This window comes from Rhodococcus sp. BP22, assembly GCF_014281965.1.
Taxonomy (GTDB): Bacteria; Actinomycetota; Actinomycetes; order Mycobacteriales; family Mycobacteriaceae; genus Rhodococcoides.
Genome location: NZ_JACFTB010000010.1, coordinates 1 through 15,550, shown reverse-complemented (window position 1 = coordinate 15,550; position 15,550 = coordinate 1). Strand labels below are relative to the sequence as shown.

Genomic DNA, 15,550 nt, shown 5'->3' with positions numbered 1-15,550 from the left:
CATCGAGATGGCGTCCGCCACCATCAGAACTCGAAGACCGCTCGCGCAGTCAATCGGCCGGCGAGCAGGTCGTCGAAACACTCGTTGACTTCGTCGAGCTTGCGAGACACTGCGGAGACCTTCGTCCGACCGGCCTCGTGCAAGGCGAATACTTCACGTAGATCCTTCCGAGTGCCGACGATCGAGCCGAGCACCGAGATGCCACCGACCACGGTCTCGAAGATCGGCACGGGGAACACTCCATGAGCAGGCATGGACACACACACCAGCCGCCCACCGCGACGGAGTGATCGGAAAGCTTGGTCGAATACCTCGGGAATCACTGCCAATACGATCGCGACATCGGCACCGCCGAGTGCGCGGATCGCTTCGACCGGGTCCGTCGTCGACGAGTTGACGGTGTGGTCGGCCCCGAGTTCGGTCGCGAGTTCCAACTTCTCGTCTTCGATGTCGACGGCGGTGACGAATCCTCCGGCAATCTTGGCATATTGCACAGCCATGTGGCCAAGGCCGCCGACACCGAAGATCGCAACACGCTGAGCCGGCAACACCCCGCCGACTTTGACCGCTTTGTAGGTGGTTACCCCTGCGCAGGTCAATGGAGCGGCGTCGAAGGAAGAGATTCCATTTGGCACGTGGGTGACGTAACGAGCATCTGCCACTGCGTATTCGGCGTACGCCCCATCGATCGAGTAGCCGCTGTTCTGCTGTTTCTCACACAGGGTCTCCCACCCGGATACGCAGTAATCGCACTCACCGCACGCCGAACCCAGCCACGCGATGGCGACGCGCTCGCCGATTCGATCCTCGGACACTTGTGATCCCACGGCCTCGATGAGGCCGATACCCTCGTGCCCTGGGACGAAGGGCACGGTCGGCTTGGCGGGCCAGTCACCATTCGCAGCGTGAATATCGGTGTGGCACACCCCGCAGGTTTGAATTTTCACGAGCACCTGCTGGGGTCCCGGGATGGGAACAGGAATGTCCTGGACGACGAGGGGCGCACCGAACTCGGTAACGACAGCAGCTTTCATCCCGGGTTCCTCCGTAAATCACTGAGCAATGCCGTTCTCGACGGTCGAGCGATGCACGTTATCGATCCTCGCTGCCTCGACAACCATGCGTGCAGGGCCAGAAGTCACCACCGTCCAGGGACAATTATCAGCGCAACAGAATATGCCGATCCACGAAAGAAAGCCCCCTGAACTGCGCATTTCGCAGTTCAGGGGGGGTGCTCGAGTTTGTTTCATACCGAAGACTGGACGGCCCTGGCCCGGTGCGTCAACGGTCGGCGTTGCGTGGCCCTATCGCAGGTCAGGTCATGCTCATTTCCTTCGTCTCGGAGAGCGCTTTCGTGCAGGCGAGGCTGAGTACCGACAAGAGCGCCAGCATGACTCCGATAGCAATACTTCCGAATTGTGCCGCGAGAGGGGCGGCGAGCAATGGCGGGATTGCGCCGCCGAGAACACCGGCGAGGTTGTATCCCAGTCCGGCACCTGTGTAGCGGAATCGAGTCTGGAACAGTTCTGGGAGAAGGGCACCGGTTGGTCCATAGGCGATACCGAAGATCGTCAGCGTCACACACATGGCCACGACATACGCAACCGGGCTTCCCGTGTCGAGCAAAGGAAATAGAACGAGCGACCAAGGAATTGCCGCTGCACAAGATGTCATGATCACTCTGCGGCGTCCGACTCGGTCGGAATACGTTGCAGATAGTGCGATCGCGATACCGAAGACCACGGCGCCTACAAGACCTGTCCACAACACGAAGGGGCGATCGAAGCCGAGGGTCTTTGTGCCGTAACTGGTCAGATATGCAGTGCCCATGTAGAAGAGCGAGAACAGTGAAGCCAGCGCTCCGGCGGCAAGCAGAATCTCCTTCTTCTGTACGTGCCAAGCTTCGAGGATCGGAAGGGTGGTAGCACGGTCAGGAATTCGAACTTCTGCCTCTTTGTTCGCACGGAAAACCGGTGTTTCTTCGATTGCCAGTCGCATGTACAACCCGATCAGCACGAGAACTGCACTGAGAAGAAACGGTATACGCCAACCGAAGTCGAGGAAGACTGCGTTGGTGTCACCGAATACAGCACCCGTTACGAGGAAGGTCGCGCTCGAAAGAATGAATGCCGCTGACGGGCCCAGCTGCGGGAACATGGCGTAGAAGCCGCGTTTTTTCGGTGGTGCATATTCGGCAGTGAGAAGAGTTGCGCCTGCCCATTCTCCACCCACAGCGAATCCCTGCCCGAATCGCAACAGAACGAGAATTATCGGAGCCGCTATTCCGATGGTGTCAGCGCTGGGTAGCAACCCGATTACAAAAGTTGATATGCCCATCAGAAGCAGCGTCGAGATCAGCGTCTTTTTTCGGCCGATACGGTCGCCGAAGTGCCCGAAGACCACAGCTCCGACAGGCCTCGCGATGAAGGCGACCGCAAAGGTGGCGAAGGATGCGACGGTCCCCGCAGTGGCACCCAATGCTGGGAAGAACACTGTCGGAAATACGAGTGCGGCAGCAGTTCCATAAATGAAGAAGTCATAGAACTCGATTGTGGTTCCTATGCCGCTGGCGATCGCCACCTTCCGAACACTTGTGGTGGGTGCGGCGGAGCGGGTCGTGGGCCTGCGGTCGACCGCATCATCCGGTGTAATTGAGGGCATTCATTCTCCAGAGGCATCGTCAGGAAGTGTGATGTGAATCTGAAGGAGAAGGTTATGTGACGCGCGTCATAAGTACCCACCCCCGAAAAGGGGTAGAAGATCCGCTTACTTCGTTCCGACCTTGGCCATGTCGACGCGGTTGCCACGGAAGGGAACACCTTCCGCTTCGAGCAATGCGCGCGCTGCTCCGCCATGGCACGTCGCAGGCGCACCGTCGGCGTGAACCACCCGCCACCACGGCACACCGTCGTCGAGCAGTCCGACGGCCCGGCCCACCTGCCGGGGACCTATGCCCAGTGCGCGACCGATCTCACCGTAGGCGGCGACGTGACCCGCCGGAATCCTCACCACCATGGCTCGAACTTCCGACACCACGTCGATGGTCATGCCTCTGCTGACTCTGGATAAGTGATCGTTTCGCCTTGTACGTGCGCGAACTCTGTAATTGTCGCGAGGCGGGTCGATGAAATCGACATAATGTCGAAAACCTCGGCCCCTGCGACGATGAGCGCGTCCGTTATCAGCCGTCGATGACAACGCCATGGCACAGCCTCGCTGCACATGATCGCCGGGACCGACTCGTGTGCGACCCGTAGCAGCTCAGCGAGCCCGGAACGGAATTCCGCGGTCTCCATGTAGTCCGCGTAGTCGCGGAATGCCTTGACCCGCCACCCTCCGTTCGGGCTCGACACATCAACCGGTGTATATCTACGACCGCCGATATCCCGGATCCATCGGTACCCGATATCGGCCGGCAGCGCATCCTTGATCGCGTCCTGGTTCCACTGCGGATACTTTCGCGACCCTGGAAACGAACGCACATCGACCAGCTCGGTCACCTCGTTCGCACGGAGCATCTCGAGCACTTCATCAGCAGTGCGAGTGGAGTGTCCGATAGTGAATACCCGAGGCACGGCGCGTTTGCTTTCCTGGCCCTTCGTCATCGAATCCAGATTACTCGATCGACTTCAGGCCACTCATCTCATGCATCTGGTCAATGTCGCCGGCCCCATTCTGGTTGATCTCGACGACCACTCCAACGGTCACACTTTCAGCAGAAGACAGAGGCACAAAGACCCTGAACTTCAGATGACTCGAACAGCAGACTGATACCGGTGACCACACAAGGCCACATCTCGCCAACCCAGAACGGAAATACACCAATCATGACCGAAAAGAATCAGGCCGACGCGACTGTTGCCGAATCTCCCTCTCCGGTAGACACCTTGCAGGTTCAGGGGGCTGAAATCACTGCGGCAGTGAAGAAACTGCTTCACGATGGCAACGTCCGAAGAATTGTGGTGAAAAATAGTCAGGACCAGAGCATCATCGAGATTCCAGTCACGGCCGGCGTCGCTGTCGCCATCGTCGCACCGGTTCTCGTAGCAGTTGCTGCCATCGCTGCCGTGGTGAAGGACTGCACAATCGAGGTTCACCGCGTCGACGAAGCTGCTCTGATCGCATGACAGCGATCAGAGAACCGCTCAGACGGACGGGAGCCCAAGCGCCCGCTTATGCCGATCGGGACTCTGACATCTGCGCAATCTGAAACTGCACGAGTCCCCCTGTGACTGAACAGCATCCGCAGTCCGAGAGATCAGTCAGGTTGGATGCGGCGGTCCTCGGCGATTGCGTGGTGGCTGGTCATGCCACCGTCGACGACAAGTGTCTGTCCGGTGATGTAACGGGACTCGTCCGAGGCCAGGAACAACATGGCGGCGGCAATGTCCTCGGGTTCGCCGATGAACGGCAGCGCGTTGTGTGACCGGATCTTGTCGATGGCCTCAGCGGAAAGATTGTTCTGCAACGCTGGGGTCATCACCGCGCCGGGGGCGACCGCATTACAACGCACTTTTTGTGCTCCGTACTGGGTGGCGACGTACTGGGTCATGCGAATGACCGCAGCCTTGGCAGTGCCGTAAGCCACTTGCATGTAGTCCCCGGCCAAGCCCCCGACAGAGGCTGTGTTGATGATCGAGCCGCCGCCGACATCGATCAGGTGCGGCAGAGCCAGTCGGCAGCCGAGGAGCGCACTACGCACGTTCAACTGCATGGTGCGGTCGAACTCTTCCAAGTCCAACCGGAGCACGTCCAGATCCTTGCGCGGATTGCTGCCGCCCACGTGATTGCACATGACGTCCAAACGACCGAACTCCTGTACCGAAGCATTTACCAGGTCAGCGAGGGACTCCTCGTCCATCACGTCGACGGCGATACCGATCGCGCGCCCGCCGGCTTCCTGTATCCGGGCAGCAGCATCGCTGGCCTGCTGCTGGTCCAGATCCGCGATTGCGACGGCCGCGCCCTCGGCTGCGAACATTTGCGCGGCCGCCATACCGATGCCGCTTGCCCCGCCGGTAATTATGGCTGCCTTGCCCTGAAGTCTTCCCATAATGCTGCCTGCTTTCGACTAGTTTCTGGAGTTCAACTGTCGTCAACTGTCTCTGCAGCATACGACCGTCCGGCTACCTCCCGAGGCTGCTGGAGCAGTCATCTTTTGCTTTATCCCGACCGCATGCAGACTTGGCATCTGCACTGCGTGTCAAAGGATCATCAAGATTTTCAGCATGGGCATACAGGTGTCGTATCTTTCCGCCCAACGGTCCCGCCGGTGTCGTAGACCTGACCAAATGGAAGAAGAACCCATCACGCGAGGGTCCGCAGCGGGACACCCCCACCGCGACCCCGATGCGACGCCGTCGGCAACACCCAGTGCTGCCCGTCGCTTCTGGAGTCACCTTCTCGACGGCGAAAGAATTTGGGGCTCAGTGGACACCTGGCACTCCCGCCACGGCATGACCCGCCACCGACTCGTCGTTTTTCCTCCGGGCACCAACCTTGCCGAGCGTAGACGTCTGCGCCTATGGCGAGGGTGGCCCTTGTGGGGTGCGATGTTGTGGATCGTCAGCGAGGTGGTGCTGAGCAATCAGCTCGCTCCGATTCCGGCAGTCGCCGCGTCGACGACCGTCTACCTGCTCAGCGGGTACTTCGCGTTCGTGATGGCGGGCACCCCGCGAACGCATGTTCGGATACAGGTAGCGATCACGATGACCGATCTACCCGACCTCGACTCCCTGTCTCGCCGCGACGACATCGGCCGCCACGTGAAACTCCTCGTAGACGCCGACAACCGGTTTGCAACACAGCACATCACCGCAGCCGAGCACGAATTGATCTGGAGCGAGGTCTACCTGCAACTGCCGGCAGGCAAGTACTGAACGTTCGATGCGAGCGAAACGATCGTCCGCAGGTGCGACAATTGGCGAATGTCTCAGGAGCGTCAGCGCGGGCCCGGTAGACCTCGGGATGCGGACATGGAGGTTCGCGTCTACGACGCCGTACTCGAGGTGTATTGGGAAACAAGTTGGCGCGGGTTCACTTTCGACGCGGTTGCCCGCAAGGCGAAGGTTGGTAGGGCGGCACTGTATCGGCGTTGGGACAGCAAGGAAGACCTCTTGGTACAGGCACTCGAGGCCCGATCCCCGTTGTCGACGCCGATCGATACCGGCACGGTTCGCGATGACCTCATCGAACTTTCCGAGCAACTCACACACGGCTACGCCGAACTGTCCGGACTGGTATCGCTACGGGTGACTCTCGATGCGATGGTCAACCCTGACCTCCTGTCGCATCTCACCGACACGCTCAACCAGAGCCGCTTCGTCACCACGAGGCAGATCGTTCAGCGCGCAGTGATGCGAGGCGAGTTGCCGAGCGAGACTTCGACGACGCTACTGCTCGAACTCGTGACCGGTGCAGTGCTTACACGCGCGTTGTTCGCGCAGGCACGTGCGGATGCGGGAATACCGGACTCACTACAACATTCGACACTGATCGTCGATACCGTACTGCGTTCGCTGACCTAACCGCGGTCCCCCCGCTCGACCTACCCAGCATTGCGGACAAATATTGTCTGTATTAGCGTGGCGGATATGACAGACCCCACGACAGTGCCGGTGATCATCGGCGTTGCCGATATTCGCTCAGGACGGGCCGAAGCACCCCCTTCGCCGCGAGAGCCCCTCGATCTCATCTCCGAGGCAACGATCGCAGCCCTTGCCGACACCGGAATCGAGACCATCGGCTCCCGCGTGGACACGATCTACGCGGTGAAAACCGCGAGTTGGTCCTACGATGACCTACCTGGTCTGCTCGCGAAACGCATCGGCGCCGACACCCCGCGAACCTGGACCAGTTCGATCGGCGGCCACTGGCCGACAGCTCTACTCGACCGCATCGGCTCCGAGATCGCCGACCGATCCTCGTCGGTGACGCTTCTGGTGGGCGGTGAAGCCCAAGCATCACTGAACGCATTGATGAAGCTCGGCGTCGATCCGACCACTCGGGGCTGGCTTGCTGCACCCGGGGGGCCACCCACCTTCACCTCGGACGACCTCGGCAGCCCCGAGATGCAGCGCGCCGGCGTACTCGCGCCGACCCGCGTGTACCCACTGTTCGAGAACCGGTTCAGCTACGACATCGGCGACAGCCCCCAGCAGTCTCGTGAGTACTCGGCTCGGATGTATGCACAGTTCTCCGAACTTGCTGCCGCACACCCGTGCGCGTGGATGCCCACCGCGCGGACATCGGAAGACATCGCCACCAGCGGACCCAAGAACCGGTTGGTCAGCGACGCGTACCCACTGACGATGAATGCGATGCCGTTCGTCGATCAAGCTGCCGCAATCGTCGTATGTTCACTCGCCGCTGCCATCGAATTCGGTGTCGCGAAGGACCGCATCGTCTACCTGTGGGGCGGCGGCGGTGCAACCGAATCTGCAGACGTCCTCGCGCGCAGAGACTTCGGTCATTCGGCAGCACTGACATCCGCCGTCGACCGCACCCTGAAGCAAGCCGAGGTGACAGGTGGCGACCTAGGAATCATCGACGCCTACAGTTGCTTCCCCGTGGTGCCGAAGCTGCTGATCCAGGCTCTGGGTCTTCCGCACTCGACCGTGCCCAGCGTCCTGGGCGGTCACTCCTTCTTCGGTGGACCGCTCAACAGCTACACCCTCCACGCGATCGCCGAGGTCACCCGGCTGTTGCGCAGCACCGACGTCGACGCACCGGCGCTGGTCCATGCGAACGGTGGCTATCTCACCCATCAGCACACCGTGCTGTTGTCACGCAATCCTCATCGCAACGGGTACATCGGCGATCCGAATCCTCACGAGATACCTGCAACCGGTCCGTCCATGCTGCACGGCTACGTTGGTGATGCCGATATCGTCACCGCAACAATCGATTTCGAGCGGGACGAAAGCACCAGATCTGCATTGATCATCGCAGTGACCGACGATGGATCACGGGTCGCAGGCCACACCGACTCGAACGACGCCGCAGCACTGCTGCGCTACACGCAAGGCGGAAGTCGGTCGCTCGTCGGCGTGCGGATATCCATCACCGACCACGACGGCCGTATCGCGGTCTCGTTGAAAGAAGAGGTACAGCCATGACCGAAGTCGTACTCACCGAAACATGTGGGCACACAATGATAGTGACCATCAATCGACCGGCCGCCGCCAACAGTATCAACGCCGATGTGCACCGCGGTCTCGGTGAAGCGTGGGAACTGGCACAAGACACCGATGAGATCCGAGTGGTGGTGCTGACCGGGGCTGGAGAGGCAACGTTCTGCGCCGGCGCAGATCTCAAGGCCCTCGGCACCTCCGGACCAGACGGGGTGACGCCGCCCGAAACCGCACATTGGGGTTTTGCCGGAGTTGTCAAACACCACATCACGAAACCGATCATCGCTGCAGTCAACGGCAATGCACTCGGCGGCGGGACAGAACTCGCGCTGGCAAGCGATCTCGTTGTGGCAGCAGATACGTCGACCTTCGGGCTACCGGAAGTGAAACGCGGTTTGATCGCAGGCGCCGGCGGAGTGTTTCGACTCGTCACCGCCATCCCACGCGCGGTCGCGCTGGAACTGCTGCTCACCGGTAACGCACTGAGCGCCGAGGATGCGCTGCGTTGGGGCTTGGTCAATCGTGTGGTCCCGCAGGCCGAGGTACTGGCCACCGCTCTTGCACTTGCCGAGACCATCGCCGGCGGTGCGCCGTTGGCGGTGCAAGCCAGCAAGACCGTTGCCCGCGGAATCGTCGACGGGGCAGTCCCCAGTGAGGCAGAGGGCTGGGCCCTCACCGAGCAGGCCTTGGCACAGTTGAGTGCTTCGGCCGACACGATGGAAGGCATCATGGCTTTCCTGGAGAAGCGTGACCCGATCTGGAGTGGAAAATGACTGCTGCACTATTGAATTCGTGGGACACCGACGACCGTAGGGCATTGCGCGATCTCACCCGACAGTTCACTACCAAGCACGTCCTTCCCGACCTCGCCACTTGGGAGCGCAATGGCGAGGTTCCCCGCGAGCTGCATCACACTGCGGCCACCTTGGGTCTCCTCGGGGCATCGACTCCCGAAAGTGTCGGCGGATCGGGCGGGAATGCACTCGACATGCTGGCAATCCTCGAGGAGATCATCCTGTCCGGGGGTTCCTCGGGCCTGATATCGGCGCTGTTCAGTCACGGGATCGCAACCCCGCATATCGTGTCCTCGGGCAACGACGATCTCATCGACCGGTTCGCAAGGCCCGCTCTGGAAGGACGGATGATCGGGGCGCTGGCAATCACCGAACCGGGCGGCGGATCCGACGTCGCGAACATCTCCACCACTGCCACCCGCGATGGCGACTCCTACGTCATCAACGGCTCCAAGCTCTACATCACCTCCGGTACTCGTGCAGACTTCGTCACCACCGCTGTGCGGACCGGAGATCGTGGACACGCCGGCATCTCCCTCATCGTAGTCCCCACCACCACAACTGGATTCACCGTGTCTCGACGGCTGGAGAAGATGGGGTGGCTGTGTTCGGACACCGCCGAACTGTTCTACGACAACGTGCGCGTCCCGGCCCAGAACCTCATCGGCGAAGAGGGATCGGGTTTCGGACAGATCGCCCAGCAGTTCCAAGGTGAGCGACTGTCGTTGGCATTTCAGGCCGTCGCAACCGCCCGTCGATGCCTGAATTTGACCACGGAATGGGTGCGCTCACGCGAGACCTTCGGACGACCATTGTCCACCCGCCAGGTCGTACGCCATCGTATCGCCGAGCTGGCGACCGAAATCACTGCAGCCGAGGAGTTCTGCCGGTCGGTAGCAGTGCGGTGGGTCGACAACGGAGGCATGCTGGCCGAAACAGCGATGGCCAAGAACAACGCGGTCAAAGTCTGCGACCATGCCGTATACGAAGCAGTCCAACTGTTCGGCGGACTCGGTTGTATGCGCGAGTCAGAGGTCGAACGGCACTACCGCGATGCCCGAGTCCTGGGCATCGGTGGTGGAACTACCGAAATCATGAACGAGATCATCTGCAAGATGATCGGACTCTGAGTCACCGATCAGTCGTCAGTAGACGACGCAGATCGATCGGTTGGCCGTCCGAGGGGAACGGTAACGAGGTGAAGTCCAGTGGTGCAACGTAATCCGCGTCGACGTGCCAGTCGAATCGAAGCAGCAGGTGATGCATGATGGTTTTGATCTCGGCACCGGCGAAAGACATGCCGAGGCACTTGTGTACACCGCCGCCGAACGGCTCCCAGGCGTATCGGTGCACCTTGTCTTCACGTCTGTCGTCCGCGAAGCGCTCGGGATCGAACCGTTCGGGTTCGGGCCAGTATTGCGACATGTGATGGGTGAAGTGTGGGACCACCGCTGCGTAGCTTCCCGCGGGGACGAAGTGCCCCTGTATTTCGGTGTCGTGCACTGCTCGGCGCGCCATCACCGGCACCGGTGAGACAAGTCGGAGGCATTCCTTCATGACCAGATCGAGGCTGCTCAGTTCGTCGAGATCGCCATAGCTGGGCGCCGATTTTCCCAACGCGAGCGACTCCGCCCGGCATCTGTCCTGCCACTGTGGGTGCTGACCCAGGTACTGCATCATCGTGGAAATGGTGATCGTGGAGGTATCGTGGGCGGCCATCAGGAGGAAGATCATGTGATCGATGACCTCGTCGTCGCTGAAGCGTTGACCGTCCTCCGATTCGATGTGACAGAGCACGGAGAACAGATCGTCCGTTTCGCGGGCTCGACGTGCCGGTAGGTAGTGCCGGAAGAAGTCCTCGAGCACCTGACGGCCATCGAGCCCGCGCTTCCACCTCGTACCCGGGACCGGGTAGCGGACCACCGAGGTAGCCGCTTGCACACAATCGACGAAAGCTTCTTTCACCAAGGCGATTTCGCTGGCGGTGGAGTCTTCCGCACCGCCCATGAAGATTTCGGTGGCGAGATCGAGGGTGAGGGTTTTGAGGGCAGTGTAGGCGCGGAATCCGGTTATCGGAGCCCACGCGTCGAGCGCCGAGTCCAGCGCCGGATTGAGCACGTCGACAGTTTTTTCGAGCCGCGATCGGGTGAACGCCTGCTGCATGATGCGACGGTGCCGCAGATGTTCCTTGGAATCGAGCAGCATCAGGCCGCCGTGAAAGAAGGGGCCGATCAGCACCGACCAACCGTCGCCATTTGCGAATGCCCGATCCTTGTTCTGCAGCACTTCCTGGCACGCGTCCGGCCCCAGCACCGCAACCCAACGCCTCCCGACCATCGAGAACCACGAGACCTCGCCGTATCGGTCCCATTGTTTTTGCATCAATGCCAGTGGGTCGCGGATGTATTCGAACGAGTGCCCGACGCCGGGGATCCCGGATCGCCCCAAGATCGGGTGCATGTTCGAGCCAGCGGGTGGAGCGGCCAGGACCTTGGACATCACGAAACCTCGACTTCGTTCCCATCTGACAGCGCGTCCTGTCAGATAGGCTCACTCTGCGTTACCAAGGTCACATCTGTCAAGATCTGCTACCCTATGCTCCGACGAGTCCGTTCATATCGACCGGACCGTAGGCGTCGGCGTACTCGAGCGCGAGTTCCAACTTCAGCCGGTTGGGTCCGATTGGACGTCCGAGCAACTCCTCGGCGCGCTGAATGCGGTAGCGCACGGTGTTCTTGTGGACGCCGAGCGCCCGCGCGGCCGCGTCCGGACTGCGATTCGCCGCCAAATAGCTGCGCAGCGTACGACGGAGCATTGCCGAGGATGCATCGCTACCGTCGAGGCCGCGGAGTTCACGGGACACCAGCGCCCTGGCCGCGTCAGCATTACCTTCGAGCAAGTGAAGAATCTCGATGTCGGCATAGCGCATCAGCAGGAAACGGTCCGGTCGAAACTCCGAGATATGCTGGGCGGCAATAGCTTCCGTGTGACTCTGACGAAATCCATGCATTCCAACGCCGGGATTACCGATTGCTACCCGAATACCGGTCGGAACGTCGTCGCCGATAGCCAGCGCCGTGAGATCTGGTTCGTGATCCGCAGACATCCATGCCCAGAGACCCCGCGATCCGGATGGCACCGTCAGCAGTTGCCGAGCCCCGATTGTTGCGGCGAGCGAACGGGCAGCGGAATCCAAGATCCCGATACCGTCTTCAGCAGGCTCGGGCTGCGAGTCTTCGAACCACAGCACAAGGGCAGTGTTATGCCGGAGCAAAGGGTAGTCCAACCGATTCGACGCCGTCCCGACGTCCGCGATCTCACCCCGCATGATCGCCTGAACGGTTTCCGCCCGCCGGGCAAACGCGCCACTCAATCCCCGTTCCCGCTCTTGCCCGTAGGTGTCGGCGAGCACCTCCAGTGAGACGTTGAGCCAATGACTTGCCCTCTCCAGCAATCGAATCAGAACCTTCGGTTCCAGCACCGGGTCCGTGATGCGCTCACTCGCGGTCTCCGCCGCGAATTTCAGCAGCGCCTTCTGCCCGACGCGGTAGATCTGCATCAGCACCCTCAGATGCATACCGCGGCGGGCGATTGTGCGCGCAAGATCATGCGCCGCCGGCGGGGGCGCTACCTCCAAGGAATCACCGGTGAGCCACACCAGCAAGGCGCGTCCCTGCTCACGAGTACTGACACCCAAATCTCTTCGAAGCTCTCGGTCCGCGGACACCTCGGGGACCTCGGCTTCGATCGCGGCGGCGAAGCGCACGACGAGGCTGTCCAGCGTTTCCGGCATCAGGGCCTCCGCCGCGAAGTCCCGGAGCCAAGCAAAGACAATGTCGTCAGCAGACACGGAAACGCCCCTTCCATTTTGGATTTCGAACACAAATTGCAACGGTCCATTTAGCCAAATTGGCCAAGAATCGGTGTGACAATTGTGCAATCGTAATAGTTAATGTCTTACATCACAGAAGGCGGTGCTCGCATGACATCGGAGACCACAGTGCACACGAACCATCCGAGCATCGACGTGCACTGCCCCGCAGACGGCCGGTTCGTCGCATCTGTCCCGGACGGGGGTGCCGCGGCGGTAACCGAGACGGTCCGAGGATTGCGCACCCACCAATCCGAGTGGGAGGCGCTGGGGCCGGGAGGAAGAGCCGCGTGGCTACGGAAGCTGCGGGACTGGCTCCTCGACAATGAGCGCCACCTCATCGACGTGCTGCAGTCCGAGACTGGTAAGCCACGCGCTGAAGCAGCCATCGAACCTGCGCTTGCATGCGATCTGATCAACTATTTCGCTGACAACGCCGGCAAGTTTCTCGCCGACGAGCGAGTGCGGCCGCATGGCCCTCTGTCGATGAGCAAACGACTGATCAAAACCTTCCGCCCGTATCAGGTGGTGGGTGTGATCACGCCGTGGAATTTCCCGCTCGCGATGCCGGCGATGGACATCATTCCGGCTCTGCTTGCTGGTGCAGCTGTGCTGCTCAAGCCATCCGAGGTAACGCCGCTGGCAGCCGTAGAACTGGCGCGAGGATGGTCGGAAATCGGCGCTCCCCCAGTATTTTCGGTAATCACCGGCCGTGGCGACACCGGCGCATCGGTCGTGGATTCAGTGGACTTCGTGCAGTTCACCGGGTCCACCGCAACCGGTCGAGCGATCGCGATACGGGCTGCCGAGCGACTGGTGCCCTGCAGCCTCGAACTCGGCGGCAAGGATCCTGCCATCGTGCTGGCGGATGCGGATCTGGACCGTGCAGCCGCCGGAATCGCCTGGGGCGGATTGTTCAACGCCGGACAGGTGTGCGTGTCGATCGAACGCGTCTACGTCGAAGCACCGGTCTACGACGACTTCGTCGCACGACTCGCGAAGCTCGTGGGTTCGCTGCGTCAAGGAGCCGACGACGACGGGTATGCAATCGACATCGGCGCCCTGGCGACCCCGGCCCAGCGCGACCTTGTCGCGCGGCACGTAGCCGACGCTGTGAAAGGCGGCGCCACTGCCCTGACCGGCGGCAAGGCCGGCAGCACCGGCACGTTCTTCGAGCCGACAGTCCTCGTCGACGTCGATCAATCGATGGCCTGCATCCGAGAAGAGACCTTCGGGCCGACAATCCCGGTCGTGAAGGTCGCCGATGCCGATGAAGCCGTGCGCTTGGCCAACGATTCCGAGTACGGACTGTCCGCAACCGTGTGGTGTGGGGACCGAGCCCGCGGCGAGGAGATAGCCCGCCGACTCGAGGCCGGCGCGGTGAACATCAACGACGCCTTTTCCAACCTGTTCGCGCTGGGACTACCGCATGGGGGCTGGAAGCAATCCGGTCTCGGCGCACGATTCGGTGGCGAGTACGGAATTCGGAAATACACTCGGCAGCAAGCGATCACAGTGCCACGCGGACCCAAGTTGAAGCGCGAATTGCTGTGGTACCCGTACTCGCCGATCCGCGGTCGACTCGTCGGCCGCGTCCTGCGCGCCCTCGTCGCGCGTGACCCACGCCGTCGCTTGTCGGTGACAAACCGCTCGAAGTCCCAGTAACGACCATAGAAGGACGGAACATGACCAATTCTCTACGTGGTCGCGTCATCGCGATCACCGGCGGTGCCCGCGGAATCGGATTCGCGACTGCCACGGCCCTGACCCGGCTCGGCGCAAAAGTAGCGATCGGGGACATCGACGACGTCAAACTGAAAGAGTCCGCGACCGAACTCGACCTGCTCAGCTACAGCAAGCTCGACGTAACGGACTCCGAATCGTTCGAGGCCTTCCTCGACGACGTGGAAGCAAAGCTCGGACCTATCGATGTGCTCGTCAACAACGCCGGCATCATGCCTGCGGGCCGAATCGTTGACGAGCCCGATGCGGTCACTCGCCGAATCCTCGATATCAATGTCCTCGGCGTGATCACCGGTTCCAAACTGGCGGTTCGGCGAATGTTGCCGCGCGGCCGTGGGCACATAATCAACATCGCCTCACTTGCGGGCGAGATTTACACACCGGGGCTGGCCACCTACTGCGCCAGCAAATATGCCGTCGTCGGCTTCACTGACGCGGCTCGGGTGGAGCACCGCGGCACCGGAATCGAGTTTTCCGCAGTGCTACCGTCTTTCGTCAACACCGAGCTCACTGCCGGCACCAAGGGGATTCCCGGACTCAAGAACGCCGAGCCGGAGGACATTGCACGCGCCATCGTCTCACTGATCGAAAACCCCAAACCGAAGGTGCGGGTGACCAAGCTCGTCGGTGCCCTCGCTGCAAGTCAAAAGTTCTTTCCGCGTCGGATCGGCGAAGCCCTCAACCGTGCGCTCCACACGGACAAGGTATTTCTCGACGACGTCGACATCACTGCTCGGCAGGCCTATGAGGAGCGGGCTCGTCACAGCTGAGCTGAATGTGCACGATCACGGCCATCGATATCCCGGCCGCGATTCGTCCCGAAGAGCCTCCTCAGCTACCGATAGAAAGCACAGAACATCTTCATGAACACTGATATCTCTACTTCATCGACAACGACGGCATCCGAGAAAGATGCCCATCGTCCACTTCGCGTCGCCATCGTCGGCGCCGGACCGGCAGGCATCTACGCCGCCGACGCACTCATGAAGTCCGACTACAACGTCGCCGGC

At 61.2% G+C, this 15,550-nt stretch carries 15 protein-coding genes and 1 pseudogene; 9 read left to right on the top strand and 7 right to left on the bottom strand.

Annotation, left to right across the window (positions count from 1 at the left end; genetic code table 11):
- Positions 1–23: 23 nt before the first annotated feature.
- The 4 genes from H2510_RS19225 to H2510_RS19210 all read right to left on the bottom strand — a co-directional run bounded on the left by H2510_RS19225 (position 24) and on the right by H2510_RS19210 (position 3,605).
- Positions 24–1,034 (bottom strand): zinc-dependent alcohol dehydrogenase, encoded by a 1,011-nt coding sequence (locus H2510_RS19225; RefSeq protein WP_186629894.1) that lies wholly within the window; start codon positions 1,032–1,034, stop codon positions 24–26.
- Positions 1,035–1,314: 280 nt separating this feature from the next.
- Positions 1,315–2,661 (bottom strand): MFS transporter, encoded by a 1,347-nt coding sequence (locus H2510_RS19220; protein ID WP_186629893.1) that lies wholly within the window; start codon positions 2,659–2,661, stop codon positions 1,315–1,317.
- 105 nt (positions 2,662–2,766) lie between these two features.
- Positions 2,767–3,048 (bottom strand): MGMT family protein, encoded by a 282-nt coding sequence (locus tag H2510_RS19215; protein ID WP_222438939.1) that lies wholly within the window; start codon positions 3,046–3,048, stop codon positions 2,767–2,769.
- Positions 3,045–3,605: a DUF488 family protein gene (locus H2510_RS19210; protein ID WP_186629892.1), complete on the bottom strand. Its 561-nt coding sequence runs from the start codon at positions 3,603–3,605 to the stop codon at positions 3,045–3,047. Before H2510_RS19210 ends, H2510_RS19215 begins: the two co-directional genes overlap by 4 nt.
- 222 nt (positions 3,606–3,827) lie before the next feature.
- On the opposite strand from H2510_RS19210, the gene H2510_RS19205 reads away from it, so the two are divergent.
- A complete protein-coding gene (locus H2510_RS19205; protein ID WP_186629891.1) occupies positions 3,828–4,127 on the top strand; it encodes a DUF4342 domain-containing protein in 300 nt (99 codons plus the stop codon).
- A gap of 131 nt (positions 4,128–4,258) precedes the next feature.
- Here the strand turns inward: H2510_RS19205 and H2510_RS19200 are convergent, their stop codons facing one another.
- Positions 4,259–5,053, bottom strand: coding sequence for an SDR family NAD(P)-dependent oxidoreductase (locus H2510_RS19200; RefSeq protein ID WP_186629890.1), 795 nt, complete (start codon positions 5,051–5,053; stop codon positions 4,259–4,261).
- Between the two features lie 238 nt (positions 5,054–5,291).
- Here H2510_RS19200 and H2510_RS19195 point away from each other — a divergent pair, with 238 nt between their 5' ends.
- The 5 genes from H2510_RS19195 to H2510_RS19175 all read left to right on the top strand — a co-directional run bounded on the left by H2510_RS19195 (position 5,292) and on the right by H2510_RS19175 (position 10,056).
- A complete protein-coding gene (locus H2510_RS19195) occupies positions 5,292–5,879 on the top strand; it encodes a DUF6611 family protein (protein ID WP_186629889.1) in 588 nt (195 codons plus the stop codon).
- 48 nt (positions 5,880–5,927) lie between these two features.
- Positions 5,928–6,527: a TetR/AcrR family transcriptional regulator gene (locus H2510_RS19190; RefSeq protein ID WP_186629888.1), complete on the top strand. Its 600-nt coding sequence runs from the start codon at positions 5,928–5,930 to the stop codon at positions 6,525–6,527.
- A gap of 66 nt (positions 6,528–6,593) precedes the next feature.
- Positions 6,594–8,117: an acetyl-CoA acetyltransferase gene (locus H2510_RS19185; RefSeq protein ID WP_186629887.1), complete on the top strand. Its 1,524-nt coding sequence runs from the start codon at positions 6,594–6,596 to the stop codon at positions 8,115–8,117.
- Positions 8,114–8,905, top strand: coding sequence for an enoyl-CoA hydratase-related protein (locus tag H2510_RS19180; RefSeq protein WP_186629886.1), 792 nt, complete (start codon positions 8,114–8,116; stop codon positions 8,903–8,905). The genes H2510_RS19185 and H2510_RS19180 overlap by 4 nt, the downstream gene beginning before the upstream one ends.
- The gene (locus tag H2510_RS19175) at positions 8,902–10,056 is read left to right on the top strand and encodes an acyl-CoA dehydrogenase family protein (protein WP_186629885.1); all 1,155 of its coding nucleotides are present in this window, start codon (positions 8,902–8,904) and stop codon (positions 10,054–10,056) included. The genes H2510_RS19180 and H2510_RS19175 overlap by 4 nt, the downstream gene beginning before the upstream one ends.
- A gap of 1 nt (position 10,057) precedes the next feature.
- Here H2510_RS19175 and H2510_RS19170 read toward each other — a convergent pair whose 3' ends face one another.
- Positions 10,058–11,425: a cytochrome P450 gene (locus H2510_RS19170; RefSeq protein WP_186629884.1), complete on the bottom strand. Its 1,368-nt coding sequence runs from the start codon at positions 11,423–11,425 to the stop codon at positions 10,058–10,060.
- A 94-nt stretch (positions 11,426–11,519) separates the two neighbouring features.
- Complete coding sequence (locus H2510_RS19165; protein ID WP_186629883.1) at positions 11,520–12,776, bottom strand: CdaR family transcriptional regulator; 1,257 nt, start codon at positions 12,774–12,776, stop codon at positions 11,520–11,522.
- A 132-nt stretch (positions 12,777–12,908) separates the two neighbouring features.
- On the opposite strand from H2510_RS19165, the gene H2510_RS19160 reads away from it, so the two are divergent.
- The 3 genes and pseudogenes from H2510_RS19160 to H2510_RS20990 all read left to right on the top strand — a co-directional run.
- Positions 12,909–14,462 (top strand): aldehyde dehydrogenase family protein, encoded by a 1,554-nt coding sequence (locus H2510_RS19160; protein WP_186629882.1) that lies wholly within the window; start codon positions 12,909–12,911, stop codon positions 14,460–14,462.
- 20 nt (positions 14,463–14,482) lie between these two features.
- Positions 14,483–15,310, top strand: coding sequence for an SDR family oxidoreductase (locus H2510_RS19155; protein ID WP_186629881.1), 828 nt, complete (start codon positions 14,483–14,485; stop codon positions 15,308–15,310).
- Positions 15,311–15,403: 93 nt separating this feature from the next.
- Positions 15,404–15,550, top strand: a pseudogene (locus H2510_RS20990) (pyridine nucleotide-disulfide oxidoreductase); the annotation flags it as partial.